This window comes from Methanolobus bombayensis (assembly GCF_017873415.1).
In the GTDB taxonomy this organism is placed as follows: domain Archaea; phylum Halobacteriota; class Methanosarcinia; order Methanosarcinales; family Methanosarcinaceae; genus Methanolobus; species Methanolobus bombayensis.
This window is the reverse complement of sequence record NZ_JAGGKD010000001.1, coordinates 241,756-267,112: the sequence shown is the minus strand read 5'-3', so window position 1 is coordinate 267,112 and position 25,357 is coordinate 241,756. Positions and strand designations below refer to the sequence as shown.

General features: G+C 41.7%; 31 protein-coding genes. 19 read left to right on the top strand and 12 right to left on the bottom strand.

Going from position 1 to position 25,357, the window contains the following annotated elements; all coding sequences use genetic code 11:
- Positions 1-7 precede the first annotated feature (7 nt).
- Together nrdD and J2746_RS01445 are read right to left on the bottom strand one after the other, a co-directional pair.
- Positions 8-2,407: an anaerobic ribonucleoside-triphosphate reductase gene (gene nrdD, locus J2746_RS01450; protein WP_209615677.1), complete on the bottom strand. Its 2,400-nt coding sequence runs from the start codon at positions 2,405-2,407 to the stop codon at positions 8-10.
- Between the two features lie 25 nt (positions 2,408-2,432).
- The gene (locus J2746_RS01445) at positions 2,433-2,684 is read right to left on the bottom strand and encodes a glutaredoxin family protein (protein ID WP_209615128.1); all 252 of its coding nucleotides are present in this window, start codon (positions 2,682-2,684) and stop codon (positions 2,433-2,435) included.
- Positions 2,685-3,132: 448 nt separating this feature from the next.
- Here J2746_RS01445 and radB point away from each other — a divergent pair, with 448 nt between their 5' ends.
- Positions 3,133-3,798: a DNA repair and recombination protein RadB gene (gene radB, locus J2746_RS01440; protein ID WP_209615675.1), complete on the top strand. Its 666-nt coding sequence runs from the start codon at positions 3,133-3,135 to the stop codon at positions 3,796-3,798.
- A 41-nt stretch (positions 3,799-3,839) separates the two neighbouring features.
- Here radB and J2746_RS01435 read toward each other — a convergent pair whose 3' ends face one another.
- Both J2746_RS01435 and J2746_RS01430 read right to left on the bottom strand, forming a co-directional pair.
- Positions 3,840-4,592: a tRNA (adenine-N1)-methyltransferase gene (locus J2746_RS01435; protein ID WP_209615124.1), complete on the bottom strand. Its 753-nt coding sequence runs from the start codon at positions 4,590-4,592 to the stop codon at positions 3,840-3,842.
- Between the two features lie 14 nt (positions 4,593-4,606).
- On the bottom strand, positions 4,607-6,436 hold the full coding sequence (locus J2746_RS01430) for an HD domain-containing protein (protein ID WP_209615121.1): 1,830 nt from the start codon (positions 6,434-6,436) through the stop codon (positions 4,607-4,609).
- Positions 6,437-6,563: 127 nt separating this feature from the next.
- Between J2746_RS01430 and J2746_RS01425 the strand changes: the two genes are divergently transcribed.
- Together J2746_RS01425 and J2746_RS01420 are read left to right on the top strand one after the other, a co-directional pair.
- Positions 6,564-7,583, top strand: a complete 1,020-nt coding sequence (locus tag J2746_RS01425) for an S-methyl-5-thioribose-1-phosphate isomerase (protein ID WP_209615118.1) — start codon at positions 6,564-6,566, stop codon at positions 7,581-7,583.
- A gap of 125 nt (positions 7,584-7,708) precedes the next feature.
- Positions 7,709-7,891 carry a preprotein translocase subunit Sec61beta gene (locus tag J2746_RS01420; protein WP_209615115.1) on the top strand — a complete coding sequence of 61 codons (183 nt, stop codon included), beginning with the start codon at positions 7,709-7,711 and terminating at the stop codon, positions 7,889-7,891.
- An 85-nt stretch (positions 7,892-7,976) separates the two neighbouring features.
- Here J2746_RS01420 and J2746_RS01415 read toward each other — a convergent pair whose 3' ends face one another.
- Positions 7,977-8,261 (bottom strand): signal recognition particle protein Srp19, encoded by a 285-nt coding sequence (locus J2746_RS01415; RefSeq protein ID WP_209615672.1) that lies wholly within the window; start codon positions 8,259-8,261, stop codon positions 7,977-7,979.
- Positions 8,262-8,495: 234 nt separating this feature from the next.
- Here J2746_RS01415 and J2746_RS01410 point away from each other — a divergent pair, with 234 nt between their 5' ends.
- Positions 8,496-8,762, top strand: a complete 267-nt coding sequence (locus J2746_RS01410) for a DUF2769 domain-containing protein (protein WP_209615112.1) — start codon at positions 8,496-8,498, stop codon at positions 8,760-8,762.
- 154 nt (positions 8,763-8,916) lie between these two features.
- Here J2746_RS01410 and J2746_RS01405 read toward each other — a convergent pair whose 3' ends face one another.
- On the bottom strand, positions 8,917-9,237 hold the full coding sequence (locus tag J2746_RS01405) for a DUF6951 family protein (RefSeq protein ID WP_209615109.1): 321 nt from the start codon (positions 9,235-9,237) through the stop codon (positions 8,917-8,919).
- A 189-nt stretch (positions 9,238-9,426) separates the two neighbouring features.
- Between J2746_RS01405 and J2746_RS01400 the strand changes: the two genes are divergently transcribed.
- Complete coding sequence (locus tag J2746_RS01400; RefSeq protein ID WP_209615106.1) at positions 9,427-9,699, top strand: hypothetical protein; 273 nt, start codon at positions 9,427-9,429, stop codon at positions 9,697-9,699.
- Positions 9,700-9,736: 37 nt separating this feature from the next.
- Here J2746_RS01400 and J2746_RS01395 read toward each other — a convergent pair whose 3' ends face one another.
- Complete coding sequence (locus J2746_RS01395) at positions 9,737-10,207, bottom strand: DUF5806 family protein (RefSeq protein WP_209615103.1); 471 nt, start codon at positions 10,205-10,207, stop codon at positions 9,737-9,739.
- Positions 10,208-10,323: 116 nt separating this feature from the next.
- Here J2746_RS01395 and J2746_RS01390 point away from each other — a divergent pair, with 116 nt between their 5' ends.
- Positions 10,324-10,734: a universal stress protein gene (locus tag J2746_RS01390; protein WP_209615100.1), complete on the top strand. Its 411-nt coding sequence runs from the start codon at positions 10,324-10,326 to the stop codon at positions 10,732-10,734.
- A gap of 51 nt (positions 10,735-10,785) precedes the next feature.
- On the opposite strand, the gene J2746_RS01385 is transcribed toward J2746_RS01390, so the two are convergent.
- The gene (locus J2746_RS01385) at positions 10,786-11,601 is read right to left on the bottom strand and encodes a sugar phosphate isomerase/epimerase family protein (protein WP_209615097.1); all 816 of its coding nucleotides are present in this window, start codon (positions 11,599-11,601) and stop codon (positions 10,786-10,788) included.
- A gap of 91 nt (positions 11,602-11,692) precedes the next feature.
- On the opposite strand from J2746_RS01385, the gene J2746_RS01380 reads away from it, so the two are divergent.
- The 11 genes from J2746_RS01380 (at position 11,693) to J2746_RS01330 (ending at position 19,092) form a co-directional block, all read left to right on the top strand.
- Entirely contained in the window at positions 11,693-12,724 is a 1,032-nt protein-coding gene (locus tag J2746_RS01380) for a peptidase U32 family protein (RefSeq protein ID WP_209615095.1), read from the top strand.
- The gene (locus J2746_RS01375) at positions 12,724-13,110 is read left to right on the top strand and encodes a DUF5402 family protein (protein WP_209615093.1); all 387 of its coding nucleotides are present in this window, start codon (positions 12,724-12,726) and stop codon (positions 13,108-13,110) included. Before J2746_RS01380 ends, J2746_RS01375 begins: the two co-directional genes overlap by 1 nt.
- Before the next feature lie 256 nt (positions 13,111-13,366).
- Positions 13,367-14,281, top strand: a complete 915-nt coding sequence (gene mtrE / locus J2746_RS01370; protein WP_209615091.1) for a tetrahydromethanopterin S-methyltransferase subunit E — start codon at positions 13,367-13,369, stop codon at positions 14,279-14,281.
- The gene (mtrD, locus tag J2746_RS01365; RefSeq protein WP_209615089.1) at positions 14,278-14,997 is read left to right on the top strand and encodes a tetrahydromethanopterin S-methyltransferase subunit D; all 720 of its coding nucleotides are present in this window, start codon (positions 14,278-14,280) and stop codon (positions 14,995-14,997) included. Before mtrE ends, mtrD begins: the two co-directional genes overlap by 4 nt.
- Position 14,998: 1 nt before the next feature.
- Positions 14,999-15,808: a tetrahydromethanopterin S-methyltransferase subunit MtrC gene (mtrC, locus tag J2746_RS01360; RefSeq protein WP_209615087.1), complete on the top strand. Its 810-nt coding sequence runs from the start codon at positions 14,999-15,001 to the stop codon at positions 15,806-15,808.
- Complete coding sequence (locus tag J2746_RS01355; protein ID WP_209615085.1) at positions 15,805-16,119, top strand: tetrahydromethanopterin S-methyltransferase subunit B; 315 nt, start codon at positions 15,805-15,807, stop codon at positions 16,117-16,119. The genes mtrC and J2746_RS01355 overlap by 4 nt, the downstream gene beginning before the upstream one ends.
- A gap of 1 nt (position 16,120) precedes the next feature.
- On the top strand, positions 16,121-16,849 hold the full coding sequence (gene mtrA / locus J2746_RS01350) for a tetrahydromethanopterin S-methyltransferase subunit A (protein WP_209615083.1): 729 nt from the start codon (positions 16,121-16,123) through the stop codon (positions 16,847-16,849).
- 1 nt (position 16,850) lies between these two features.
- On the top strand, positions 16,851-17,078 hold the full coding sequence (locus J2746_RS01345; protein WP_209615081.1) for a tetrahydromethanopterin S-methyltransferase subunit F: 228 nt from the start codon (positions 16,851-16,853) through the stop codon (positions 17,076-17,078).
- A 1-nt stretch (position 17,079) separates the two neighbouring features.
- Entirely contained in the window at positions 17,080-17,316 is a 237-nt protein-coding gene (mtrG, locus tag J2746_RS01340; protein WP_209615079.1) for a tetrahydromethanopterin S-methyltransferase subunit MtrG, read from the top strand.
- 18 nt (positions 17,317-17,334) lie between these two features.
- The gene (mtrH, locus tag J2746_RS01335) at positions 17,335-18,291 is read left to right on the top strand and encodes a tetrahydromethanopterin S-methyltransferase subunit H (RefSeq protein ID WP_209615077.1); all 957 of its coding nucleotides are present in this window, start codon (positions 17,335-17,337) and stop codon (positions 18,289-18,291) included.
- Between the two features lie 234 nt (positions 18,292-18,525).
- Positions 18,526-19,092 (top strand): hypothetical protein, encoded by a 567-nt coding sequence (locus tag J2746_RS01330; protein ID WP_209615075.1) that lies wholly within the window; start codon positions 18,526-18,528, stop codon positions 19,090-19,092.
- Positions 19,093-19,100: 8 nt separating this feature from the next.
- Here J2746_RS01330 and J2746_RS01325 read toward each other — a convergent pair whose 3' ends face one another.
- The 4 genes from J2746_RS01325 to J2746_RS01310 all read right to left on the bottom strand — a co-directional run bounded on the left by J2746_RS01325 (position 19,101) and on the right by J2746_RS01310 (position 23,210).
- Entirely contained in the window at positions 19,101-19,379 is a 279-nt protein-coding gene (locus tag J2746_RS01325) for a DUF1894 domain-containing protein (protein WP_209615073.1), read from the bottom strand.
- Between the two features lie 16 nt (positions 19,380-19,395).
- Positions 19,396-20,400 (bottom strand): phosphoribosylformylglycinamidine cyclo-ligase, encoded by a 1,005-nt coding sequence (gene purM, locus J2746_RS01320; protein WP_209615071.1) that lies wholly within the window; start codon positions 20,398-20,400, stop codon positions 19,396-19,398.
- A gap of 16 nt (positions 20,401-20,416) precedes the next feature.
- Positions 20,417-21,814 (bottom strand): aspartate kinase, encoded by a 1,398-nt coding sequence (locus tag J2746_RS01315; RefSeq protein WP_209615069.1) that lies wholly within the window; start codon positions 21,812-21,814, stop codon positions 20,417-20,419.
- A gap of 112 nt (positions 21,815-21,926) precedes the next feature.
- A complete protein-coding gene (locus J2746_RS01310; RefSeq protein WP_209615067.1) occupies positions 21,927-23,210 on the bottom strand; it encodes a hypothetical protein in 1,284 nt (427 codons plus the stop codon).
- A 106-nt stretch (positions 23,211-23,316) separates the two neighbouring features.
- On the opposite strand from J2746_RS01310, the gene J2746_RS01305 reads away from it, so the two are divergent.
- Both J2746_RS01305 and J2746_RS01300 read left to right on the top strand, forming a co-directional pair.
- Positions 23,317-24,522, top strand: a complete 1,206-nt coding sequence (locus J2746_RS01305; RefSeq protein ID WP_209615065.1) for a cofactor-independent phosphoglycerate mutase — start codon at positions 23,317-23,319, stop codon at positions 24,520-24,522.
- A 152-nt stretch (positions 24,523-24,674) separates the two neighbouring features.
- Positions 24,675-25,136 (top strand): Hsp20/alpha crystallin family protein, encoded by a 462-nt coding sequence (locus J2746_RS01300; RefSeq protein ID WP_342451752.1) that lies wholly within the window; start codon positions 24,675-24,677, stop codon positions 25,134-25,136.
- The last annotated feature ends 221 nt before the right edge of the window (positions 25,137-25,357 follow it).

Below are 25,357 nucleotides of genomic sequence, written 5' to 3'. Positions count from 1 at the left end.
CTTAGGTTCAGATCATGTCCGAGGAACTGTAGCGCATCCTGTCTTCAAGCTCCTGCCTCTTACCATTGTTCCAGCCACCTACTGCCTGAACATATCCTGTTACCCTGGACATCTGCTCGACATTGGTGGAACCACAGTTCTCACATGTGCACTTAAGACCTGACATCATGTGGAAGTCATTAAGACAAACTGTCATATCTTTGGTGAATGCAAAGTAACCGATCTGAGTGTTCTTTGCAATATTCATTGCAAACTCTTTAAGTCCCTTTGCATCAGGTGAACCTTCACCCATCCAGATGTGGCAGATGTTTCCTCCATCAACAATAGGGAAGAACACATGTTCAAGGTTTATCCTGTCAATAAGTGAGACATTAGCCCCTGGTGGTACATGTGTACCATTGGTGTAGTAAACAGGAAGATCCGTGGTCTTTCTGAGATTTGCAAGAGCAGCTTCCTTGTCACCCTTTACAACTTCAAGGACACAGTCCCTGAATTCATCATGGAGCATGTCGGATACAGAGAATCTCTGACCTGTTGTCTCAGCCGGAGTACGTGCAAGAGCGATCTCAAGACCATGTTTCTGGCTGAGCTCGTGTGCATACATTTCCATCTCTGTCATTACCCTGATGGCAAACTTGAACGCATCTTTTGATTCATGCAACTGTGAACCGGTGTGATACTGGACCATCTCATTGATACCTATAACACCGATGGTGCATACAAGTGAATCAATATCCACTGCAACGCATCCTTTCTCACCTGTTATAGGGTCCTTTGGTCTCTGTGTTGCGAATGGCATCCTGTTGTTCTCAATTATGTTTTCCATCCAGTTTCGCTTTGTCTTAAAGAGCTGTATACACTGGTCCATCAGTTGTTTGAGGTCAGCAAACAGAGCAGAATCATCCCCGCCTGCCCTGTATGCCGCTCTTGGGCAGTTAAGAGAGACTACCTGCCAGGAACCCATTGAGAAATGTTGGCCATCCTTGAACAGGAGCTTATCCTCAAAACTGTCATCTGCATCAGCATTTGCGGAGAACTGGTATGCACAGCACTGATAGCAGGATATGCCCTCGCCTGCGCCCCTGTATTCTGGTAACTGATTATCGAAATATGGTGTTCCGAACTTAGCCGCAAGCTCGAAGGTCATGTCATAGAGTTCTTCGTATGTTGGCAGGTCAGGATGTGCCATATTGTAGAAATCATCCTCTTCCATGAAGTCAGGTTCAAGAGAGATCTCAGGTTTTGGGAAGTTGAAAGGCTTGCCCCAGTTATCACCTTCGATCATTACGTCCATGAGTGCCTTGAATGCAAGACGAACCTCACGCTCGAATTCACCGTATGTGCGCTTCTGAGTATCATTCTCACCATTGTGGACACGTCCCTTGTACACAACAGGCTTGTCCCTCCAGAGTTTTGGTACACCTGGGGAAAGCTGGACTGATGAGAATACCACCTGTCCACCACGTGCTACCATCATCTGGGTCATCTCATACACGAACATCTGCATGAGCTGCTTTATGTCACCGTAACTCTTACCCTCAAAGTATGGAGCAAGGAATGTAAGGAAGTTGTAGAATCCCTGACCACCTGCGAAATTTGTCTGGGCACTTCCCAGAGCTTTAACTGCGTGGAGGATCGCGACCTCTGCCTTCATTGCAGGACCGGCAACACTTGCCTTTGCACCTGAACCATCCGGCATGAGACCATAGTAGAAGAAATATCTGAGGTCCCAGTCCTGACAGAATGCACGGGTTCCAAGGTATTCAAGATCATGAATGTGAAGGTCACCATTGAGGTGAAGGTCTGCAAGCTTTGGTGGCAAGAGAAGAAGATACTGTTCCTTTGAGATCTTGTCTGCCTTCTTCTTGTGTGAGGTTTCTGCATTTTCCTGAAGATTTGCATTGTCATTTGCCTCGAAGCCGCTTCCAAGGTCAATCTCACATGCATCATATACAGGAGTACCTATTCTGGTAGAAATATTCCTCCATTCAACATGACCTCTCTGAAGGAGTTCCATGTTGACGATCTCCCTGATAAGCGGACCTGAAAGGAATTTGAGGTCAAGACTTCTTATACGGCGCTCTACGTCCTTTGCAATTTCAAGTGCGTCTTCCTTTTCAATACCTGGCTTGCCGTGGAATCTCTCGGCAAGTTTTGTTTCCTTTAACAACTGGTCCACAATAATACTGCGATCCCAGTCCACCATATGCCCTGCAGTGGTACGCACTTTTGGCATTATGGAAATATCATGACCATCAAGCGTCTTCTGTATAGCATGCTGTTTTGTGAGTGTTGTCATACTGGTATCTGTCCTCTCATCTTCCTCTGCGCGAACCTGCATGTCAGTTCCCAAATCTGCATTTTCAAGTTCGACCTTGTCCTTAATATTAGTAGCACATACGTCCATCATTCCCACCTCAGTTAGATTGCACTTATAGTATGCTGCCCAATGCTTCCAGGTTCACGTCAGGACCACTGAACAGTTCCTTATGAGTTAAAAACTCATCGCCGATCTGGAGTACCGGGGCAGTCATGGTGAAAACACCATTGAATTTTAATTCGGTCAAAGCTTCAGGAGTAGACATATCTGCTGTTGCAAATGCAACTCCCTTTGAATTAAGTAGCTTTTTTAATTGCTCGCATTTCGGGCAAGTCTGTGTTGTATATATAACCACTTCAACCATTTTCTCGCGTCCCTCGATTGTATATAAATAAACTATTATATTAGTCCCATTCTGGAGAGGAACAACAATGCCAGATTGAAAAACGCATCCAAAAGGCATTGTAGTCATTGGAACTCCTGTTTCCAGAAGGTAAATTATAGAAATGGCTTATAGCTTAATAATGGTTTTTCAAACTGCATTTGAATATACAGTAGAGTATAACACACCATGTTTGTTATCAAATATGAAACAATGAAAAAACATATATGATAAATAAAATGAAACGAACATGATCCTATATTTTCTCACCAAAGCAGTTAGAAAACAAAATAAAAACATTAAATGTAGAAAATACAAAAACAAAAAAAAATTAAAAAGAAAAAGACATAAAAGAAAACACATTACCAGTGCCAAAAGATGTATATTATAAACCCGATTATAGCAGATAATTCTACCAAGAGGTGTAAAGATAACTGAACAATTAAGTTCCGGCTGCAAGCCCATTGATGATCTTTTAGGCGGAGGATTTGAAGCAGGCGTAGTTACACAGATATTCGGAGAAGCAGGAAGTGGAAAGACAAACCTGTGCCTTCAGCTTGCAGTGGAATGTGTCAAAAAAGGAAAAAAAGTTATCTACATAGATACCGAAGCTATCTCACCAGCCAGATTCAGGCAGATCGCAGGAGAGAATGCCAAAGAGATAGCACAGCAGATAATTATCTTTGAGCCTCATAATTTTGAAGAACAATATGCAGCAGTAAAGGAAATCGAAAAACTCATATCAGATAAGATAGGGCTCATACTGATTGACTCTGCAACTGCATTTTACAGATTCGAACTTGACCAGGAAGAATCAGGCATCAGGACAAGAAGAGAGCTTGCAAACCAGATAGGATTTGTACATGCTATAGCACGCAAACACAGAATTGTGGCTGTCATGACAAACCAGGTCTACAACGACATGGCAGGCGGCGTAAGACCCATAGGAGGTAGTGGGATCGAGCACATCTCAAAGACCATAATCCAGCTTGAAAAAACAGGAGATGGAAAAAGACGTGCAAAACTCTGGAAACACCGTTCACTTCCGGAAGGTGGCACCTGTGAATTTACAATCACCAATGAAGGTGTAAGGTAGTTCCAAAACAACTGAAAAAATAATAGATTTTGACAAAATATTCAGGCTCTTGCTATTGTTATAAAGCCTGTATGACCTACTTTTGAAGTTGAAGGACGAGTTCCCCTTGAAGAAAATGAGATCTCGCGTTCAGAGAATTCCATCGTCATAACTTCATCGAACCCTTCAGCATCAAGTGCATCGCGTATCTCCTTTGTCTGCTCAAAGAACGGAGAATACGTTGCAATAAAGCCACCCGGATAAAGTATTTTCCTGACATTTGGAATGACATCTTTAGTGTTCTGAGTATCGAGGGTTACAACATCGAACATTTCATCGATATCCTTGATCTCATCAACAATATCACCACAGCGAAGTTCCACATTATCAAGACCTGCACTCTGCACATTCTTGGCTGCAACCTTCATGAATTCCTCATTCACTTCATATGTGACAACTCTTTTTGCAATAGAACCAAGGTACATTGTAAGAATTCCTGAACCTGTGCCTGCATCAAGAACAACATCATTTTTGTTAAGTCCGGTGTAAGCAATTATCATGCCAATATCCTTTGGCATCATTGGTGCTCCGGTTCTTTTCGCATGCCTGAAGAAATCAGGCATCTTAGGACGCTGGATAATGAATTCCTGGCCCATATGAGATACAACTGTATCACCTGGTCCCTTATCCACAAGAGATGACAGCTCAATTATTCCGAAATTCGTGTGCAACTGATCATCGGAAACTTTCGCGATGAACTCTTTGACCCTGCCCCTGCTGGAGGTCTTCAGCAAAACCAATTCGCCTGTTAACATTATTTTACACCTATTTACCGTTTTTTAGCTACATACCTGTTTGACGGAATAGTAACTATATCTCTTTTAATAGAATGCTTGACCATCGAAAGATGAGACATCATTTCTTCAAATTCCGGACGATATGCATCTGCAAGTGTCCCTGCATATTCAACCCCTTCCCATGTAAGCACATATTCATAACTCTGCCGGAACCTTCCGTCTTTTTCATAATAGCGAAGGTCCTCGTCAACTATGCCCATAGCAACCAGAACCTGAATATCCTCAAAGACTTTTTCAGAATAAGGGAAACCATACCTTTCATGGAATGAATAATCAAAAAGATTCTTGAGCCTTGAGAAAGTGCCGAGTTTCTGAATTGTGCGATAAAGCCATGTAATATGCCTTAGCCTGGGAATTGAAACGAATCCCGGTTTTTCATCCACAAAAATACTGTGGACTGCATAGAACAGCAGGATAATACCCTCTATTGGGAGATATTGATCCTCTCTTGTATAATGCAGAAGTCTTGGAGAAAGGTCATCAACAACCCTGCGAAGTTCAGAGAGCACAGTGGATGAATCTTTATTGACAACAACATCAGGATGTGAAAATGCTGTCAGTGATAGCTGACGTGATATTGCACGGACAAGTCCATTGGCAAGTGCAGACTCATCATAGAAAAAACCATCTTCATCATCCATTGCAATTCGCATGCTTTTAGGAACACCCGATGCAACTGTGAGATCCACAAGTACGTCTCCAAGTTCATTTGCAAGCCTAGTTTCAAACCTCTTTGTAGCCACACCATGCCGGGCAATTGTTGAGAGTGACATCCTGGTGGATGGCCTGAGTATCTTCTGGCTAAGCCTTGCAACAGGTTCATACAACCTGCCTTCACGAAGATTGTCAATTAAAGCAAGTGATTTTTCAGATGCATTCGACCTTATGAAATTGAGAAGGTCGTTGTCATTATATTCTGTGAAAAAGCGGACAATCTCATCTTTTGCTGCATTGATTCCGGATTTGTCTTTGAATTGTTCCAGGGCGTCTTCAAGTGCATAGAGCAACATCACCCTTGCAGCCTGGGTTTTTGGATTATGAATTATTGCAGTATAGTGGTGAGCACGAGATATGAGCATAGATTCAGCGGCCGTCAATGCCATATCGTTACCATAGCTCGAACCATCTGTGCTTCCAAGAACGATATTTTCATCCTTTATAATTAGACTGCTGATAATCTGATCTACATCTATAAGTCCGAATGAAACACCTGTATGATATGAGTCACGCAACAGGAAATCAATCCTGTCGGCATCCACATCACCTGCAATTACCTGTGCAAGATATGGTTTTGATATGGAACGTGAGTCACCGGTTGCTATTTTAGATATTTCATCAAAAAAGTCGAATGCATCCATTCCGAATTCAGATTCAACGTGTCCTGAGATATAATTATCCTGAGGCAGTATACGAGAAATAATGTCTTTTGAAAAAGCCTCATGTTTTATGAACTTCTTCCCTTCAATCACCGGTTGCAACTGAGGATTGCGTTTGAGTACATTCTCCACGGCATGTGAGAATGCAGAATGACCCACGTCATGCAGAAGTCCTGCAAGTCTTATTTTGCGAATATCCTCATCTTCAAATGACAGGGACTGACCTATGACCGATGCCATGTGCATTGTGCCTATGCTGTGCTCAAAACGTGTATGATTGGCACCGGGATAGACATGATCCACAAGTCCGAGCTGCTGAATATTTCTGAGTCTCTGGACATGTTTTGTATTCAACACCATCTGCTCGAACTCATCAAGTATGATAGTCTTGTGTACAGGGTCGTGAATAATCAGAGGTTTTTGCATTGGCTGATAATATGAAGAGAGAGTATATAAATGAAAGGCAAATGAGCCAGTTATTCTGATAAAATGAAGATTGAACATCGACCTTTACATTTTTATCCCGGTTATGACATTTAGAGAGGCAGATAGCATGAGAACCATAGACTGGAATGATGACTCTAATTCAATTGTAATGATAGACCAGACACTCCTTCCAATGGAGTACAAGGTCATTGAATGCAAAACGCTTGCTTCTCTATGTGAAGCAATAAAGTCCCTGCGTGTACGGGGAGCTCCTGCTCTTGGGGCAGCCGGTGCCTATGGTGTTGCACTTGCCGCAACCCTGAGTAGCGCAAGTGATATGGAAGCACTCATAAAAGACCTAAATGTTGCTGCAAAAACCATTATAGCAACAAGACCAACAGCAGTTAACCTAGCATGGGGTGTTGAAAGGACTATGAGTGCGATCTCAGATGCATACGACCTAAATGGAATCAAAGATGTGGTGCTGGCAGAAGCTAAGAATATTGCAGACGAGGATGTTGAGACTAATAAGAAACTTGGCAAGAACGGGGCAAAACTGCTGGAAGATGGTGACACTGTTATGACACACTGCAATGCCGGAAAGATGGCATGTGTTGACTGGGGAACCGCACTTGGAGTTATCCGCTCTGCTGTTGAAACAGGTAAAGATATCAAGGTCATCGCCTGTGAGACAAGACCACTTAACCAGGGAGGCAGGATCACGACATGGGAACTCATGCAGGACAATATTGACGTTACACTCATTTCTGACTCAATGTCCGGCCATGTGATGAACAAAGGCATGGTAGACAAAGTGATTGTGGGAGCTGACAGAATAACAGGAGATGCAGTTTTCAACAAGATAGGTACATACACACACTCAATCCTTGCAAGGGAACATGAGGTTCCATTCTTCGTTGCGGCACCTATCTCGACCTTTGACCCTAACAACTGGGAGGACACTGTCACTATCGAGCAGAGAGATGCGAATGAACTGCGTTTTTTCAAGGACGTTCAAATCGCACCTGCAGATGTCAAAGTTTACAACCCTGCTTTTGATGCTACGCCAATGGAGAACGTCACTGCAGTGATCACAGAGAAGGGAGTATTCTATCCACCATTCCTGCTGGATGAACTTCTGGCATGAATGCGCAGTCTTTTAAATCATGAAATACATGGAAGGAACAGGTAAATTAATGATGACCACCATAAACGGTTAATATAAAGTTTATATTATTCATTAAACAATCATTAACACTAAATGGAGATATTATGACAAAAAAGAAATCCAGTGGCGGCAACGGCTTGATGTCATCTGCCGGTCTTATGAGATACTACGAAGCCGACAAAAAAGCAATACATATAGACCCTAAGACAGTGGTCGCTATCGGCGTTGTTGTTGGTCTTGCTATTCTTATACTTGATGCAAACTTTGGAATGTGGCCAGTAGTTTAAATCTGTATGTTGCTGACGCAACAGCCACATTAACATTCCTTTTAATTTTAAATTAAAATCAAACAGAGAAAAATAGCTTATGCTATCATGAACGCATTTCTTTGATAGCCGCACATATCCTTCTGCAATGATGAGTTTTTGGCGCAGTGTTATCTATAAGCACTCTGCCCTTTGTATCCCACCAGCTTCGAGGATAGACTTTGTCTGCTTCAATTTCAGGATTCATTCCAAGCTTTGCTGCCGCATGGTTAATTTCATTTAGTGTAGGGGATTCCACAGAGGTCTTTCTGGAAACAATACGACCATCCTTTCTGGATTTAGTCTTATCAATGTATGCCGGCCAGATTACCAGTTTTCCCCTGTCTTTCATCATCATGGGTTTTACAATACAACTCATTCGATTTAAATTTGACCTGAAAATGATATTTCAGTTAAGTCGAAATTTAGGATGGTACTCTTAATAGAAATAAACTGACAAAGCAATAATGCTAAGTACAAAAAATACACATTTTTTAACGAGGGTGGAATGGAAATAAATTAAATGCTGAGAACAGGATTGAGTTACTATAGATATTGTAGCACAGTCAATAAAAAGGTGATAAATATGGGGAATGTGGAAAAAAGTAAAGATAATGTAAGAAAGTGCATATGTATAAAATGTCCAAGTTATTCATTTGCATGTAAAATCAAAGCAATACCTGAAAGTGCTGTGAATATGTTAAAAGGAGACATAGCTAACGCAGAACATATGGAAGGATTATTCTGCGCTTTTGGAAAGAGCAAATGTATTGAAGAGCAGAAAGGGTGCATATGCCCGGAATGTGATGTATACAAGGAAAATGGTCTTAATAATGTGTATTTCTGTCTTTAGATGTACATAAATAAATATAATATACAAGAATCCTGAAAAGAGACAATATAATAAGTCACCCTCACCACACATTTTCAAAATGATTTTTACCCTTTCAGCTGCAAGCTCTTTTCTTTAATATCAATTACACCATATGAAACAGGATTGGATATTTTTAAACTTCATTGAATTCAATATTGATTCCACCGGATTTTTTAACCAGGGATTTCGCAAGGAAACCTGCCTCCATCCTGCATAGATTGATAACTGCGCATGGAACAAGGCAGTTTGCAGAACATCCGGCCTCATGTGCTCTGTCAATTACATAGTTGTTCTTTATATCCAGAATTTCCATCATAGGGACTTCCATATGAGATATCTTTTTGATTTTCTCACAGGGAGTTTCGATATCAATAATGATTGATTTTCCATCTTTCACGCCACGTACCTTATGAACAAAGTCACAAACTGCAGAATTTACAGTAAATTCAGCCAAATAATCACCTTTTTTAATGATTGTATTTCCATAGTATAATAAAACATACAAAACCCTCCATAAAAGAATCGGGAGGAAAATATGATACTGCCTGGTAAAATAATAAGCGGATCACCCAAGAATCTAAAATGATAGATTGAATAGAAATGATGGATTAAATTTAAGTATACTAAATGCTGCTTTGTACCCATGATAGAAGTGCCAAGAGAAATAAAGGTTGAAACAGAGGTAGAAGATTTTATCCGCAAGTCAAAGAAGGACTACAGACTTTGCACCACCTGCGGGGGACCGGCTATTGTTACTGCTGACATGAGCATACCAAAAGACTCCGACATAAAACTTGAAATCGGAGAGAATACACTGCATGTATCCAAAGTACAGGCAAGGTACATTCGACAAATAAATATGAGAATGCTTCTTGGATATCTAAACTACTGTAACAGAAATGGGATCGAACCCTGAGATCACATATTAAGATTTAACTAAATTTTTAATTGTATTAGTAATAATCCTCATCCAGAGATTCATTGATATTTCTCAGCACCTCGGCAACAAGCATCTGAACCTCAGTTGCATGCTCCCCGGGGATTTCACTACCCTCGGTATCCATTAGTTTTTTGATATCCTTTACCATCTGGTGTATAATTTGAAGGATTTCTTCCTGAGTGATAAGACCGGCATAATATGCGTAAAAGAATGTTGTCCCACTACGCTGGACCTTTTTCTTGAATGATGCACGTGCATTCGAGACTTCCTGCCTGGAATATTCCTCATCCATAAATGGAACAAGTTCCGGGAGGTTCTCACCTATCCAGGTCATTTCTGAGTGGTTGGAGAGATTCTTGAAATCCGCACACATTCTGGATATCACCCATTCACGTGCTGTAAGATGAGTAGTTTCTTTTAAAAAACGAGTTACATCGGAGTAACTTTTGTTGTTCATTTTTTTGAATTTCTGATACTTATTCATCGCCATTCACCCATGTCAGAATTTATATGTAGCATACAAATTAAAAGTATTGCAGCCATTGTATTACACAATGAATCCAATATATTTAATAATAACCTGTACAATTCAGCTTTTGAATGAAAATACTCATCCCAACCGATGGCTCAATGTATTCTTCAAATGCTGCGAAAGTAGCTTCAAAGATAGCTCAGAACCATGATTATAGACTTATTGTCCTCCATGTAGTTCCAGACAAGGGGTTTTCCAGAAAGACCTGGCAGAAAGAAGGAGCTGAAAGCGTAATATCAACAATTGTAGATATCCTCACTGAAGAAGGATGTGATCAAGACAGGATAGATACCATAATAGAGGATGGCAGTGCTCCTGAAAAAATAGTGGAAATTGCAAAAAATGAAGGAGTGGACCGCATAGTAATCGGTACGCAGGGAAAAAGCGGGCTTAAAAAAATAGTAGGATCAGTTACCGAAAAAGTACTTCAGATATCTGAGGTACTGGTGCTTGTTGTACCACCCAATTATAATATATAAGCCCGAAATTTCAGAACATTTTTGATGATTTCTGAGCTATGCTTTTAAATATCAATCTTTGAGGGCTTTTTTTATTGTAGCCTTTCCTGTGTGCACGTCATCCATGGAGAAAACCTCCATGTTGATAATTCCCTTATAATTCTTCAGTTCCTTAAGAACAGTGTAATCTATAGTCCCTTTTCCGGGAGCCAGGTGCTGGTCACCGTCATACTCATCTGACCATACTCCACCATTGTCATGAACGTGGACATGTATCACATGTGGACCCAGGGTTTTTACGAACTTCCTGAGCTTGTCACTGTCACCACCACAGGTAAGATTTGCATGACCTATATCGAATGTTGCACCCAGATTATCGGAATTTACAGCTTCAACTGCATTCACAAGTTCTACAACATCACAACACAGATTGCCTCTTGAAGTACCTTCCTTGTTCTCAAGCCCGAGCATCACTCCAGAATCCTCTGCATCTTTTGCCAGAGTTCTCAGATTTGTAACCATCCTGTTAAAACATGATTCACGATCATCCTCGGTACCAAATCTTCCAGGATGTAATACTATTGCAGCAGATCCCAGTCTTGATGCCAGTTCAATGGATTCACGCATCAGACGGAATTCCTTTTCACCCATTGATGCCATGTCAACAATCACATCCTTCGGATAAGTCGGAACATCTGCAAAATAAGGAGCATGTATTGAAGTTTTAAGATCAGTTGTCGACAGTTCATCAAGTAATGACTCCAGAATATCTTTTTGCAATATGGAATCTTTATATATGCCAAGTTTAGGCATGTAGAGTTCAACTGATTCCAATTCAGAAGCGATATCTGAAAAACTTCCTGCAAATGATGAGGCACCCAGTATCATGGTTAAATGGTCATTGTAGTAATTCATAAGGTTTTTGCTTTCACAGAAGGAACCAAAATACTTATCTAAATTAAAGAGAACCAGCAAAGCAATGAAACTGTATGCGCCACATGTAGGACACCTCGAAGCACTTGAAGAGCTTCTTACCGGTTCTAAAGATATCTATGGCATCTATATGGCAGGCACACCTGACTATGTTGGTACCGGAAGGACAAATCTTAGTTCGCCAGGACTTGAAGAGATTGCTGAGCAGACAGCACGCGCCCATGAGAATAATGTGAAGATGGAAGTGGTTCTGAACAGTTCATGTATGGGTGGGCAGCACCTTACTCCTGAAGGTTACAACAGGATTAACTGGTATTTTACACAGCTTCATAACATAGGTGTTGATGCAGTAACTGTTGCCGAGCCTTATTTTATAGAGATGCTTTCTAAAGACTTTGATATGGAAGTCGTTGTCTCGGTCCTGTCCTTTGTAGATTCTCCGCAAAAAGCTGAGTTCTATGAACAACTTGGTGCAGATACTATAGTAATAGATCCTGTGATAAACAGGGATTTTGAAAAGCTTGAAGCGATCAGAGATTCTGTATCCTGTGAACTGAAACTTCTTGTTAATGAAGGATGCCTTTACCAGTGTCCTTTCAGATATGCGCACTTCAATTTCTTTTCCCATGCCAATGGTCCGGGACCAAAACTGAATGTTCTGGATGACTATTATTACTACAAGTGCCTTTCACTCAGGATCAGTGATTCCCAACAGTTGATTAAATCTCCATGGATAAGACCGGAAGATCTGAAAGAATACAAACACATTACAGATATATTCAAGATAGGAGGGAGGACACACTTCCCTAACTGGATACTGAATAATATACAGGCTTATTCAAATGAGTCATATGACGGAAACCTTATGGACTTGCTTGATTGTCCAAAAGATATTCGTGACCTTTTCTATATACCGAATAAAGAACTGGATGGTGCTATTGACCAGTGGAAGCAATGCAATAAAATCTGCAATAAATGCGGATACTGTGAAAGACTTGCAGAGAAGATAATCAAGGTATATACTACTGAAGGATGCGACAATATACTAAAACCCCTAAAAAGAGAAGGAGGACAATAATGACAATTACAGAAACACTGGCAAAGAACCGTGGTGAACTTGAGAATAAGTTAAGGAGCCTTCTTGCAAAGCCTGTTTTCCTTATCGAGATGGATGCTTTTGCTCTTCCATGCGGATGCAAAGGATTAACTATCAACACCAGAGGATTGCAATATGATGACCTGGAGATCTTTGAAGAGCACATTAATGAGTACTTGGAAAAGACATCTGAAGATCTTGAAGTAGAGCCTTCTTTCCTTTTTGCAAGACTTGTGCCCGGTACAGCAGAAGTGGCTTCGCTTAACAGCAGAGTGCTTTGCAATAGATGCTATATGGACTTTTCAAGAGGCAGTGGTAAGAGACCAAGACCTGACATATATATACTTAACTTCCTGCGCAGAGAATAAGATACTGTTTTTTCAATATTTTTTGAAATATATATTTATACCGTTTGTTGCTATCGGAATTTTTTAAATAGTCCAGGCAAAAAGACCCGTATTTTGCCTTGTTCCATTCGAAAGGTTTAAGAAGTATTTAATATAATGCAAACCACCTGACGTTAGTCTACGCCATATTAATTATGATAAGGATTTGAAGTAAAATATTGTAATTTTGGCACGATTTACGCTAATTTAATACAACGTAAAAAAGGAGGAAATGTGAATGGAACCGCTCACAGGTATGGGCGTACTGGCACTCATGGGAGCTGCTGCAACTATTGCAGGAGCCTCTGAAGACCTTGAGTCAGATGTAGGGTCACAGAGTAACCCGAATTCCCAAGTGCAGTTAGCGCCCCAGATGATGTATCCACACAGGATACACAGTAAAGCTGTTTCTGGTGAACCACCATCAAATGCATTAATGTGTGCTATTGGTGGAACAACTGCATCTGTGCTTATAACCACTGGTGCATCTGCTGCCCTCGCACTTGCAATTGGAGCAATTGTGGCTGCAGCAATACACGGTACTTATTCAGCTACTGCATATATGGGCAGATCAGCAAGTCAGAAACGTTTCAAACAACCAGTTTATCTTGATGTGATGAGAAGTCACATACCCGTCATCATGGGATATGCATTTATCACAACATTCTGTATCCTTGTGGTATCATATCTTATGGCAACCGTTTTGGCACACCCATTCCCACTGCCACTTCTGGCATTCATTTGGGGAATTACCGTTGGTGCAATTGGATCATCAACCGGTGATGTACACTACGGTGCAGAAAGACAATTCCAGAACGTCGAATACGGATCCGGCCTTAATGCTGCAAACTCAGGTAACATCGTGAGAAAAGCAGAATCAGGTCTTAGAAATGGTATCGACAATTCATGGTTCTGTGCAAAATTCGGTGGACCTGTAACAGGTCTCGCTTTTGGAATGACCGTTTTCCTTAGTGGCTGGATCACAACAGTTTTCGATGCTACAAAAGGAGATGCAATTGGCTGGGTTTCAGTCATTGCTGGTATAATTATAGTACTTATTTTGATATTGTGGAACAGAAACATGGAAGTTGCTGCCCGTGCTGCATATGGAACATACAAAGAAGATGAAGCAGAAGCAGAGGTGGCTGCATGATTGATGTTGCAGGAATTTTAATGCAGAATATACTCTACGTGATCCTTATCACATTAGGTGGAGTACTTATCTCATGGAGTGTTCACTTCGTACCAGTAGGTGGTGCTCCGGCAGCTATGGCACAGGCAACAGGTATCGGTACAGGTACCGTACAGCTTGCAGCTGGTGCAGGTCTTACAGGGCTTGTAACAGCCGGTGCAATGATGCAGATAACAAACAACGCAGCACTCGTAATTGCATCCGGTGCAGCCGGTGCAATGATCATGATAGCTGTGACAATGATAGTAGGAACATGGGTATACATATATGGTGTCGGATGTCCTCCAGCATCAGCAAAAGTAAAGTATGACCCAATTACAAAGGATAGACAGGATCTCTATGTCTCACAGGGTACTGAAGGACACGGACTTCCAACTGTATCATATGTAAGTGGTGTGATCGGTGGTGCTCTAGGAGGTATCGGCGGTTCAGTTGTATACTATTCACTCATGAGTGTTACAAATCAACTTGCTCTTGCAGACCTTGTAGGTATGGCCAGTGTTTTCGCAGTAGGTATTTTCTTTGTGAACGCAGTAATTCCATCCTATAACATTGGAGGAACCATTGAAGGTTTCCATGATCCAAAGTTCAAGAGGTTCCCAAAGGCAGTAGTAGCATCCCTTGTAGCTACCTTATTCTGTGCACTTATAAGCGTATTAGCAATAGGAGGTCTGTAAAATGTCAGCAGGCGGAAGTGGAGCAGCCGCAGAGGCAATTCCACAGAATAACATAATAGCTTTCGGTGTTGCAGGCGGACTTATCGGAATTTACGCAGCATATTTCCTTGTGGACATGGTCGGGCAGTATATGTCCTTCATCGGTGCACTTGGCGCAATATGCGGTATGATATGGGGCGCAGCAGCAGTTAGAAGAGTAGCAAGTTACGGCCTTGGTACCGGTGTACCTTCAATCGGTATGCTTGCACTCGGTATGGGTGTACTTGCAGCAACATTCGGCCTTGCAGTCGGTGGTGTTGCAGGACCTGTAATTGCACTAATCACAGCAGCAATTATCGGTCTTATGGTTGGTGTCCTTGCAAACAAGGTACTCAAGATGGGAATCCCTATCATGGAAGTATCCATGACAGAGATTGCAACAGCAGGTACAATAACAATCATCGGTCTTGCTATTTCTATGACAGGAACATTTGATTTCCCTGTTATACTCAGCCAGGTAATAACTACCGGATACATTGCAGTAATTTTCATTGCAGGTGGTCTGGCAATTCTTCACCCGTTCAACGCAAACCTTGGTCCTGATGAAGCCCAGGACAGGACACTTATTTGTGGACTGGAAAAGGGCGCAATAGCAATGATAATTGCCGGAATTGTTGCAACAGTTAACGAAGGTGCATCAGGTGCACTTACAATCCTCATAGGACTTGCACTCTGGTATATAGGATTCAGCGGATACTATGACCGTGTAAAGAGAGATGCATATGCTGTTGTTGGAAGTGGACTGCTGCCTTCTAAGGAGGAATTGGAATGAGCATGGTACACGTAGCCCCAGAGGCACACCTTGTACTGGACCCACTAACATCCCTTCTCGCAGAAGAGAGGGAAGACATAATCCAGTATTCAATGGACCCTATAATGGAACAGCTCGATGAACTCGATAAAATAGCAGACGACCTCATCAATTCTCTGTCACCAGACAAACCACTTCTGAACACCTTTGAAGGACGTGAGCATACATCATACAGTGCAGGTTTCTATGGTAACACATTCTACGGAGTGATAGTAGGTCTTGTTATTGCAGGACTTATGCTCCTGGTAATGAGCGCATTGGGAGGACTGTGAAATGGCAGATAAAAGAGAACCAGCATCAGGATGGCCAATCCTTAAAGGTGAGTACGATGTTGGCGATGTAACCAACTGTGTTGCTGTCGTAACATGTGGTTCACACCTTGAAGCAGGCCCTCAACTCGATGCAGGCGCATGTCTGACAGGTCCATGTAAGACAGAGAACCTTGGTCTTGAAAAAGTGGTTGCTCACATAATATCCAACCCAAACATCAGATTCCTTATAGTAACAGGTTCTGAAGTAAAGGGTCATATTACCGGTGAAGCAATTGTCATGATACACAAGAACGGTGTCAAAGACAACAGGATTGTAGGCGCAACAGGTGCTATTCCTTATGTGGAAAACCTTTCAGAAGAAGCAATCGCAAGATTCCAGGAACAGGTCGAATGTATTGATTTCATCGGTACTGAAGATATGGGTGCTATTACTGGAAAGATCAAGGAATATGCAGCAAAGGACCCGGGAGCTTTCGATGCTGATCCAATGGTACTTGAAGTCGGAGAAGGCGGCGATGGCGATGGTGAGGAAGCTGGTGGACTTAAGCCAATGGCAGCTGAACTCTCAACCGTCAGAAGCAGAATCCTGGCCATTAACAAGGAAATGATGGCTATCGGAAACTTTAACAAGTTCCACTCTGGCGTCCACGCAGGAAAGATTGAAGGCGCAATGATCGGTCTCGCAATTACACTGGCATTACTTGGAATGCTACTGTTCGGAGGTCAGTAATATGGCAGAAGAAGAATATGGAAAAGGCGTACCAATGGTCATTACCCCACAGATGGGTGCCATTGAAGCTGTGGTCGAGGATATCCGTTACAGAGCCCAGCTCATTGCAAGGAACCAGAAACTTGATTCTGGTGTATCCGCAACCGGCTTAGCTGGATTCATTGCAGGATTAGCATTTGCAATCGTAATGGTAGTTATCATCCCTATGTTCGTCTGGAAGGTGATTTAAAATGACCGAAGACAGAAGCGACAGGGTACCAAGTGTGGTCACAGACCCGGAAGACTTCCAGGCAGTACTCGATAAACTCAACCAGATAGATGAGAAGATCGAGTTTGTTAACAGTGAAGTTGCACAGCGTATTGGTAAGAAAGTTGGAAGAGACATAGGAATACTTTACGGAGCTGTTATCGGAATTATCATGTTCCTGCTTTATGTACTGTTCCTTGCACCTATGCTCGGTATTTAAAATAAAGAGGTTATTCATATGTTCAAATTTGACAAGAAGCAAGAAGTATTCGACGTCGGTGGGGTCAAATTCGGTGGCCAGCCAGGAGAATACCCCACAGTGCTTATAGGAACAATGTTCTATAACAGGCACAAGATCGTGACTGATGAAGACAATGGTGTCTTCGATGTAGAAGCTGCAAACAAACTCTGGCAGGCAATGGTTGATATGGGCGAAGTCACAGGTAACCCAATAGTAAACCAAATCGTCGGAGAAACACCTGAAGCGATCAAGAAGTATATCGACTGGTTCGTAGAGGTCGACGACAAGACACCATTCCTTATCGACTCATCCGCTGGTGACGTTCGTGCAGCAGCAGCAGAGTATGTAACAGAGATTGGTGTAGCTGACAGAGCTATCTACAACTCCATCAATGCCAGTGTCCATGCTGACGAGATCGAGGCAATCAGAGACAGTGACATTACTGCATCTATTGTACTTGCATTCAACGCAACAGACCCAAGCGTAAAAGGAAAGCTTGAGATTCTCGAAACCGGTGGTACTGGTCAGGAGAAGGGTATGCTCGAGATCGCAAAGGAATGTGGAATCACAAAGCCACTAATCGATGTCGCTGCAACTCCACTTGGCGCAGGTTCCGGTGCATCCATGAGAGCAGTAATTGCCGTCAAGGGCCACCTCGGACTTCCAGTTGGCGGTGGATATCACAACATGGCTTCAGCATGGGACTGGATGAAGGCATACAAAAAACAGTTCGAGACAAAAGAGCAGAGACAGGCAATCTACATGCCAACTGACATCGGAACTAACCTTGTATCACAGATACTCGGATCAAACTTCCAGCTCTTCGGTCCTATCGAGAACACAGACAAGGTATTCCCTGCAACAGCAATGGTCGACATTATGCTTGCAGAAACTGCTAAGGAACTCGGTCTTGAAGTTCAGGACGAGAACCACCCACTCAACAAGCTGGTCTAAACAACCAGCAATTTTTTTCTTTTTTATAATTTGCCTGAAAAAAGAGCCGCAGGCTTGTTAGGGAACCCCACTCTCCAACCTGCATCATTTGTATACAATAAGGAGTTATGTATATCATATATACTATTTAATAATATATTAATTATGACGAGTGCGGTTGGAATTCAGCAGTACTGATGACCTACACAAATTCGTGACAGAAAATAATTAAAGCAACAACTACTATCAGCTAGCATGACTGAGGTAATGCTTATCTGGGACAATCCACTTTTATTCGAAAAACTATTCACAGAACATGGAATCAAATGCCAGAGAATTGTATCTGATTCTATTGGCACTCCATTCATCCCTCCATGCAAATGTGTGGTAATTCCCACAGGTTTTGCAAATAAAACATATACAAACATCTTACCCGGCATTGAGCGAAATGCTAAAAGTTTTGAGAAATTTGTGAGAGGAGGAGGAAATCTAGTGGTATTCAGTCCTGTGGTCCCTGAATATGATTATAAGTGGCTGCCAATGGAACTTGAATATAAACAAAAACATCAGGTCACCAATATATGCAAGAATCAGGATCATGAAGCTCAGTGTCTTGTAGAAGACTACTGCTGTGAAGTCGAATTTGATGGATATTTCTCAAAATCCGATGGTGAAGTCGTGTTCAAAAATGATGAAGGAAATCCCCTTATGGTTGTAAAAGAACTTGGTGAAGGAAGGATAATTGCCACAACGATCCATGAGTTCCCCTCTGGAGAATTCCTTAAGTGGATTAATGAAACTGCAAAAAAGAGTAAGTTATAATAATATAATTAATTACCAAAATCCTTTCTGAGCTGCTCTGCAATATCTGAAGCATCAGGAACCCGTAGTACAAAAAGCCCAAAACAGGGCTTGATGAACTGGAAGAACACCTCATCCCCTTTTACGCCTACGGGCACATTGTCACCCATCAGGGCCACACCACGTAACCTATATCCACCGGGCACATGGTAAACTGTATCGGAATTCTCCTGAATCAGATCCTCACACTGTGCAGGAGTAGCTCCTTTAAGAAGGATTTCAAAAGGAATGTCGTTTATGCAGGCCATTTTAATACCTTAAATATTATTCAACAATTACAAGGTCCCCAACTTTAATACCTTTTTCTGTGATACATCCAACAATTTTACCACCTGTCATACTGGCAGCTTTTTCTGCCTGTTCAGCAGGCAGGATGATAACAAATCCCATCCCCATGTTGAAAGTCCTGTACATCTCAAGGTCATCAACATTGCCTTCTTCCTGAAGGAATTTGAAAATCTTACCTGGCTCAATAGGGTCATAGAAATCAAAGCCAAGATCTGTAACCCTCTTTAGTTTCAATAGACCACTTCCTGTGATATGTGCAAGCCCATGGACATCACATTCCTTTATCACATCAAGTACTTCCATATAGATCCTTGTAGGAATAAGAAGTTCATCCCCGATGGTTGTGGATTCATCGTATGGGAATTGGTCATGATATGAGTACGAAGATTGATCAACTATGTTTCTCACAAGAGTGTAACCATTACTGTGAACACCGGCACTTGGAATACCTACAATGACATCTCCTTCCCTGACATCCTCACCTGTAATGATATCTTCTTTTTTAACCATTCCAAGACAGGTTCCTGCAAGATCAAATCCTTTTATGATATCGGGAAGTGTTGCTGTTTCACCGCCAACAATTGTCATACGGGAAATTTCAGCACCTTTTCTCAATCCTTCACCTATCTGGGATGCAAAATCGGCATTGTGTTTCTCAAGGGCAAGATAGTCTACAAAAGAAATAGGTTCGGCACCTATGGCAAGCAGATCATTGACATTCATTGCAATGCAATCAATTCCAACAGTATTCCAGCGCTTCATCTCATTTGCGATGAGCACTTTGGAACCAACACCATCTGTAGCAAGGGCAAGAGCATATTCACCAAAATCAATTAGTCCTGCATAATGACCAATGCCTGTTAAAGGAGCACCCAGACCCTCACGCTTGTAGTCCATGCTCTTTGTGAGTGCCTTAATGGTCACTTCTTCCTTTTCAATGTCAACTCCTGACTCTGCATACGTAAGGTGTTTATCTTTCATTGCTATCCCTGCTTATTTATTGTTTGTCAAGTTCAAATTCACAGTGTAAGGTCTTAACTGCATCGAGCGCTTCATCAGAACTCACCACAAAGGAAATATTGTGCTGTGATGAACCCTGACTGATCATAATAATATTAATTCCGGCATTTCCGAGTGAATAGAATACCTTTCCTGCAACTCCCGGAATACCATCCATTCCAGCACCTACAACTGCAACCACGCATACATCACGGTCATATGCCACATCACCAACAACATTGGTTGTGAATTCCGATCTCACAGCTGCCACTGCCGCCTCAAGTTGATCCTCATTAACCACAAGAGACAGGTTTGCCTCAGATGAACCCTGACTGATCATGGTAATGTTAACACCTGCATTAGCAAGTGCGGAAAAAACCCTGGCAGCCGTACCAATGGTTCCGACCATTCCTGCACCACTTATGTTGATCAGGGCAACCTTATTAATCAGGGTTACTGCTTTGACAACATCTTCTATCTGTTTCTGTTCTGCAACAATAAGAGTGCCCGGGAATTCCGGCTCGAATGTATTTTTCACACGTACAGGTATCTTGTGTTTAATTGCCGGTTCAATAGTTCTTGGATGAAGCACCTTGGCTCCAAAATAGGATAATTCCATTGCCTCTATGTAGGATATCTGTGGAATAGGTCTTGATTCCGGAACTATTTTCGGGTCAGTGGTCATGATTCCGTGAACCTCTTTCCACAACCAGATCTCGTCTGCATCAACTGAAGCACCGATGATAGATGCTGAGAAATCAGAGCCACCCCGGCCAAGGGTTGTGATAATACCCTGTTTGTTATGAGCAATAAATCCCGTAACTACCGGAATATTTTCTTTAAGAAGAGGACCAAGTTTACTTTTTACCAGGGTATAACTGTCTTCAAGTAGCCTTGCATCCCCATAATTTGAATCTGTAACAATGCCGGCTTCTCCTCCCGTAAAAGACTGAGAAGGGATTCCAAGTGAACGAATCGAACCGCTTACAATGGGTGCAGCAAGACGCTCACCGTATGAAGAAATGTAATCAATTGAACGATTGGTCAGTTCACCCAGATAACAGATACCTATCAGGGCTTTTTCAAGTTCGTCGACCCTTGTGTCAATGGAATCAACACATTCAGATCTGATCTTTTCATCATCAATTGCAACGTTGATTGCATCATAATGTTTTTTGGATAAGTCAGTTATAAATTCCTTTACCTGGCTTACTTTACCATTCTTTGATACTTCATTTGCAGTAGTCAACAGGCCGTCTGTAACACCGCCAAGTGCTGAGGTTACTGCTACAAGTTCATTTCCATCCATATGATACTGCTTTAAAAGTTCAGCCACATGGCGGATCTTTTCACCGTTTTCCACGGAAGTCCCGCCGAACTTCATTACGATTCTCATGATACAACCACGCCTAGTTTGTCAGCTAATTGCGTCTATAAACAGTAAAGACTAATATAAAGATTATGTGTAAAACCAGATTCATAAAAAGTCCCAATAGAAGAATATAGATCTATCGGAACTTATTGAAGAATAGGAAAAATATCAGGAACACAGCTACGGTTATTACAAGAGAAACAGCATTTGATACCCCGGTAGATGAAGACCATGTAGCCAAACCTGATGCTGGCGATCCAGAAGATTCAGCAGTATCATCTGCCGACGCCTTAACTGTATCATCTGATTCTGATTCATCAGATGTCGAGTTGTAAGTTTTCTTTATTTCATCTGCTGCTGAACTTGCAATTTCAACAATTGATTCTGTGATATTATCCCTGATATTTACAGAGACAGAGAAGTCCTCCGAATAATATGAAGATTCAGCATCCCCATTTATAGTCACAAGAGTGACTTTATGAATACCAGCATCCAGTTCATCGCTTACAGCTTTATACACACCCGGACTTACATTAGATCTGGAATCCAGAAATTCACCATCCACCAGAATACGTACTTCTGAAAATGAATCATTCAGTGAATAGCTGACAATTGCAATTCTTCCGGCTTTGAGTCCTCCGTCCACAGGAGAGGATACATCAATATCCAGTCCGTCGGGAAGTTCATCTGAAGAAAAAACCTGACTTTGTTTTAATGATACATGATTCAGGAATACAGTAACTTCGTCTTCACTCTCAAAAAAGGCTTTTACGCTGGCAAGGAAAAGAGTCTGCGGATTGCCACCTGAATAAACTGTATAATAGAAGTATTCATCTTCCTTGATATCATCCTCCCTGAGAAGTTTTCCATCGAGCCTGAGTTCAAGAGTGACTTCATCATCATCCACATCCGTGGCGTCCAGCGTGTATAGACCTGCCAGTTCCAATCCAGAGTCCATTTTCAATGAGTAACTTTTGTCAAGCAACAGATAATCCTCAACATCTTCAACCGGATCCATATACTGCTCCACATAAACATTGGAGTATACTACACCATCTTCTTCATCCACATCACCCGCAGGAGTTATTCTCAGAATGAAATAGTCCACTTCCTTCTCTTCGTCATCATCCTCATCTTCAACTACAGAGCGAATATATTCAAGCGGTTCACCTTCTTTAGCAAAATTGTCATCCAATTCTATTTCTTCTCCGTTAAGATATAATGAAATCCAGAGGTCACCACTATTAGAGTTCATGTCCACTACTCTGAACGAATAACCTTGTTCAAGGTATATCTCATCCTGCACAGTTACCTGAGGTTCCGAATAATGGACCATTGTTTTTGTACTTGCGCCAGATGCAGGAGACAGGCAAAGCAAAAAAAGACAAACGAAGATAATTACAAAACGTATATATTTCATCGAAACCTCACTCATAAAACCAATAAAATAACAGGACTTCTGCCATTTCCATGGCATTATTACTGTCTTATGGTTTTTATTGATTTCTATTAATATAGGTGAAAATATGAAATATGTAGTACTAATCGGAGATGGCATGGCAGATGAGCCTCTTGAAGAAATTGGTGGCATGACAGTTCTTCAGAAAGCCAACACATCCAACATGGATTACATTGCCAAACGTGGCAGAGCAGGACTCGCACAGACAGTTCCGGAAGGCATGCACCCCGGAAGTGACGTGGCCAACATGTCTATTGTAGGATACGATCCGGAAAAGTACTATACAGGCAGATCACCACTTGAAGCCGCAAGCATGAAAGTGGAGCTTGAAGAAGATGATGTTGCCTTCCGCTGCAACCTGATAACAATCAAAGATGAGACGATAGCCGACCACAGTTCCGGACACATTACTAACGATGAAGCAAAGGAATTGATAGAAAGTATTGATTCCAAACTTGGTAATGATAAGGTTCGTTTTTATCCAGGAATCAGTTACCGTCACCTGATGGTTGGAAAGAAAGGATTTGGTGCAAATACTGAATGTGTACCCCCCCACGATGTAATTGATGAGAGCAGACATGAACATATGCCAAAAGGAGAAGACAGCGAGCTCATCTGCGAGCTTACTGAAAAATCCATTGAGATACTCAAAGACCATCCTGTCAACCTCAAAAGAATAAAGGAAGGCAAAAACCCCGGAAATTCCATATGGCTCTGGGGACAGGGATTTGCACCCGCATTCACACATTTTAGTGAACTTTATGGCCTCAAAGGAGCTATAATCTCAGCAGTTGATCTTGTAAAAGGAATTGGAATCTATGCAGGACTTGATGTAATCGAAGTACCTGGTGCCACAGGATATCTTGACACAAACTATCTTGGTAAAGCACAATATGCAATCGATGCACTCAAAGACCATGATTTTGTTTTTGTCCACGTTGAAGCTCCTGATGAAGCAGGACACATGGGTGACATGAATGCAAAGATCCAGGCTATTGAGGATTTTGATGAGAAAGTTGTAGGTACTGTACTGAAAGCAGCCAGGGAAATGGATGAAGATGTTACCATTATGGTACTTCCTGACCATCCAACACCTATTGCACTGAGAACTCATACTTCAAACCCTATTCCGGTAGCTATCTACTGTACTTCAGAAAAGGTATCTGACGACGCAGATGCATTTAACGAGGAATCAGTAAAGAAAGGTGCCCTTGGAACAGTTTACGCTGCTGATCTTGTGGGTAAATTAATAGATGGAAAGTGGACAGAGTAGCCCACAATAATATGCCCCTTGGTTCCTTTTTTTGCACACTTGCCAGACTCATCATTTATATATAGAACCACTTAGATACTATTGTTTAGTGGGAGTATCTTCTATCCGGATAGTCCCATCCATATATGAATGAAATAAAGAGAGTGGTAAAAGTGAAATTTGGACTAACTCCATGGTCACCATCTTCGGCCTCGAGATGGGATCCATTTGACGACATGAGGCAAATGCATGAGCGCCTGAACCGCTTATTCGGAGAGAGAGAACAGAGTGCTGAAATGATGGATATTGATACCCTTTCCCCTCTGGTGGACATCAAAGAGAATGACAACAATATTGTGGTTACAACAGACCTTCCCGGCGTCAGCAAAGAAGATGTTGACATAGACATAAAGAACAACAGGGTATGGATAAAAGCTAACACACACAAGGAGTCAGAAGAGGAAAAAGAAGGCTACCTTATGCGTGAAAGAACATACAGCAGATTTGCAAGAGCATTTAATCTTCCATCAATGGTAAATGAAGATGAAGCAAGTGCAAAGCTTGAGAATGGTGTGCTTACAATCACAATGCCAAAGGCAGAGATAGAAGAGAAGCACAGGATAATGATAGAATAAGGATTTTGATTCAGGTCCGAACATTCGGACTTTTATTTTTTAATTACCCCATTTTGTATTATTTTGTTAGATTGCGGCATCAGTTAAAGATATCATCATCCTTTGCTCAGTCGGGGTAACTATCATCATCACCGCAAAAAAGTACAACGCAAATATAGTATATTACTTTTCTCTGAATAAAAACAATAATTATATCATATTAAATCAGCAAATGATAATCA

What these genes read in the sequence shown, in the direction of transcription:
- mtrA (WP_209615083.1), top strand. Translation starts at nt 16,121, where the DNA reads ATGGCAGATAAAAGAGAACCAGCATCAGGATGGCCAATCCTTAAAGGT.
- J2746_RS01355 (WP_209615085.1), top strand. Translation starts at nt 15,805, where the DNA reads ATGAGCATGGTACACGTAGCCCCAGAGGCACACCTTGTACTGGACCCA.
- J2746_RS01430 (WP_209615121.1), bottom strand. Translation starts at nt 6,436, where the DNA reads ATGCAAAAACCTCTGATTATTCACGACCCTGTACACAAGACTATCATA.
- J2746_RS01395 (WP_209615103.1), bottom strand. Translation starts at nt 10,207, where the DNA reads ATGAATAAGTATCAGAAATTCAAAAAAATGAACAACAAAAGTTACTCC.
- J2746_RS01305 (WP_209615065.1), top strand. Translation starts at nt 23,317, where the DNA reads ATGAAATATGTAGTACTAATCGGAGATGGCATGGCAGATGAGCCTCTT.
- nrdD (WP_209615677.1), bottom strand. Translation starts at nt 2,407, where the DNA reads ATGGACGTATGTGCTACTAATATTAAGGACAAGGTCGAACTTGAAAAT.
- mtrH (WP_209615077.1), top strand. Translation starts at nt 17,335, where the DNA reads ATGTTCAAATTTGACAAGAAGCAAGAAGTATTCGACGTCGGTGGGGTC.
- J2746_RS01345 (WP_209615081.1), top strand. Translation starts at nt 16,851, where the DNA reads ATGGCAGAAGAAGAATATGGAAAAGGCGTACCAATGGTCATTACCCCA.
- J2746_RS01330 (WP_209615075.1), top strand. Translation starts at nt 18,526, where the DNA reads ATGACTGAGGTAATGCTTATCTGGGACAATCCACTTTTATTCGAAAAA.
- mtrD (WP_209615089.1), top strand. Translation starts at nt 14,278, where the DNA reads ATGATTGATGTTGCAGGAATTTTAATGCAGAATATACTCTACGTGATC.
- mtrG (WP_209615079.1), top strand. Translation starts at nt 17,080, where the DNA reads ATGACCGAAGACAGAAGCGACAGGGTACCAAGTGTGGTCACAGACCCG.
- J2746_RS01315 (WP_209615069.1), bottom strand. Translation starts at nt 21,814, where the DNA reads ATGAGAATCGTAATGAAGTTCGGCGGGACTTCCGTGGAAAACGGTGAA.
- J2746_RS01385 (WP_209615097.1), bottom strand. Translation starts at nt 11,601, where the DNA reads ATGATACTGGGTGCCTCATCATTTGCAGGAAGTTTTTCAGATATCGCT.
- purM (WP_209615071.1), bottom strand. Translation starts at nt 20,400, where the DNA reads ATGAAAGATAAACACCTTACGTATGCAGAGTCAGGAGTTGACATTGAA.
- J2746_RS01325 (WP_209615073.1), bottom strand. Translation starts at nt 19,379, where the DNA reads ATGGCCTGCATAAACGACATTCCTTTTGAAATCCTTCTTAAAGGAGCT.
- J2746_RS01425 (WP_209615118.1), top strand. Translation starts at nt 6,564, where the DNA reads ATGAGAACCATAGACTGGAATGATGACTCTAATTCAATTGTAATGATA.
- J2746_RS01445 (WP_209615128.1), bottom strand. Translation starts at nt 2,684, where the DNA reads ATGGTTGAAGTGGTTATATATACAACACAGACTTGCCCGAAATGCGAG.
- J2746_RS01400 (WP_209615106.1), top strand. Translation starts at nt 9,427, where the DNA reads ATGATAGAAGTGCCAAGAGAAATAAAGGTTGAAACAGAGGTAGAAGAT.
- J2746_RS01415 (WP_209615672.1), bottom strand. Translation starts at nt 8,261, where the DNA reads ATGAAAGACAGGGGAAAACTGGTAATCTGGCCGGCATACATTGATAAG.
- J2746_RS01420 (WP_209615115.1), top strand. Translation starts at nt 7,709, where the DNA reads ATGACAAAAAAGAAATCCAGTGGCGGCAACGGCTTGATGTCATCTGCC.
- J2746_RS01410 (WP_209615112.1), top strand. Translation starts at nt 8,496, where the DNA reads ATGGGGAATGTGGAAAAAAGTAAAGATAATGTAAGAAAGTGCATATGT.
- J2746_RS01310 (WP_209615067.1), bottom strand. Translation starts at nt 23,210, where the DNA reads ATGAAATATATACGTTTTGTAATTATCTTCGTTTGTCTTTTTTTGCTT.
- mtrE (WP_209615091.1), top strand. Translation starts at nt 13,367, where the DNA reads ATGGAACCGCTCACAGGTATGGGCGTACTGGCACTCATGGGAGCTGCT.
- mtrC (WP_209615087.1), top strand. Translation starts at nt 14,999, where the DNA reads ATGTCAGCAGGCGGAAGTGGAGCAGCCGCAGAGGCAATTCCACAGAAT.
- J2746_RS01390 (WP_209615100.1), top strand. Translation starts at nt 10,324, where the DNA reads ATGAAAATACTCATCCCAACCGATGGCTCAATGTATTCTTCAAATGCT.
- J2746_RS01435 (WP_209615124.1), bottom strand. Translation starts at nt 4,592, where the DNA reads ATGTTAACAGGCGAATTGGTTTTGCTGAAGACCTCCAGCAGGGGCAGG.
- J2746_RS01375 (WP_209615093.1), top strand. Translation starts at nt 12,724, where the DNA reads ATGACAATTACAGAAACACTGGCAAAGAACCGTGGTGAACTTGAGAAT.
- J2746_RS01380 (WP_209615095.1), top strand. Translation starts at nt 11,693, where the DNA reads ATGAAACTGTATGCGCCACATGTAGGACACCTCGAAGCACTTGAAGAG.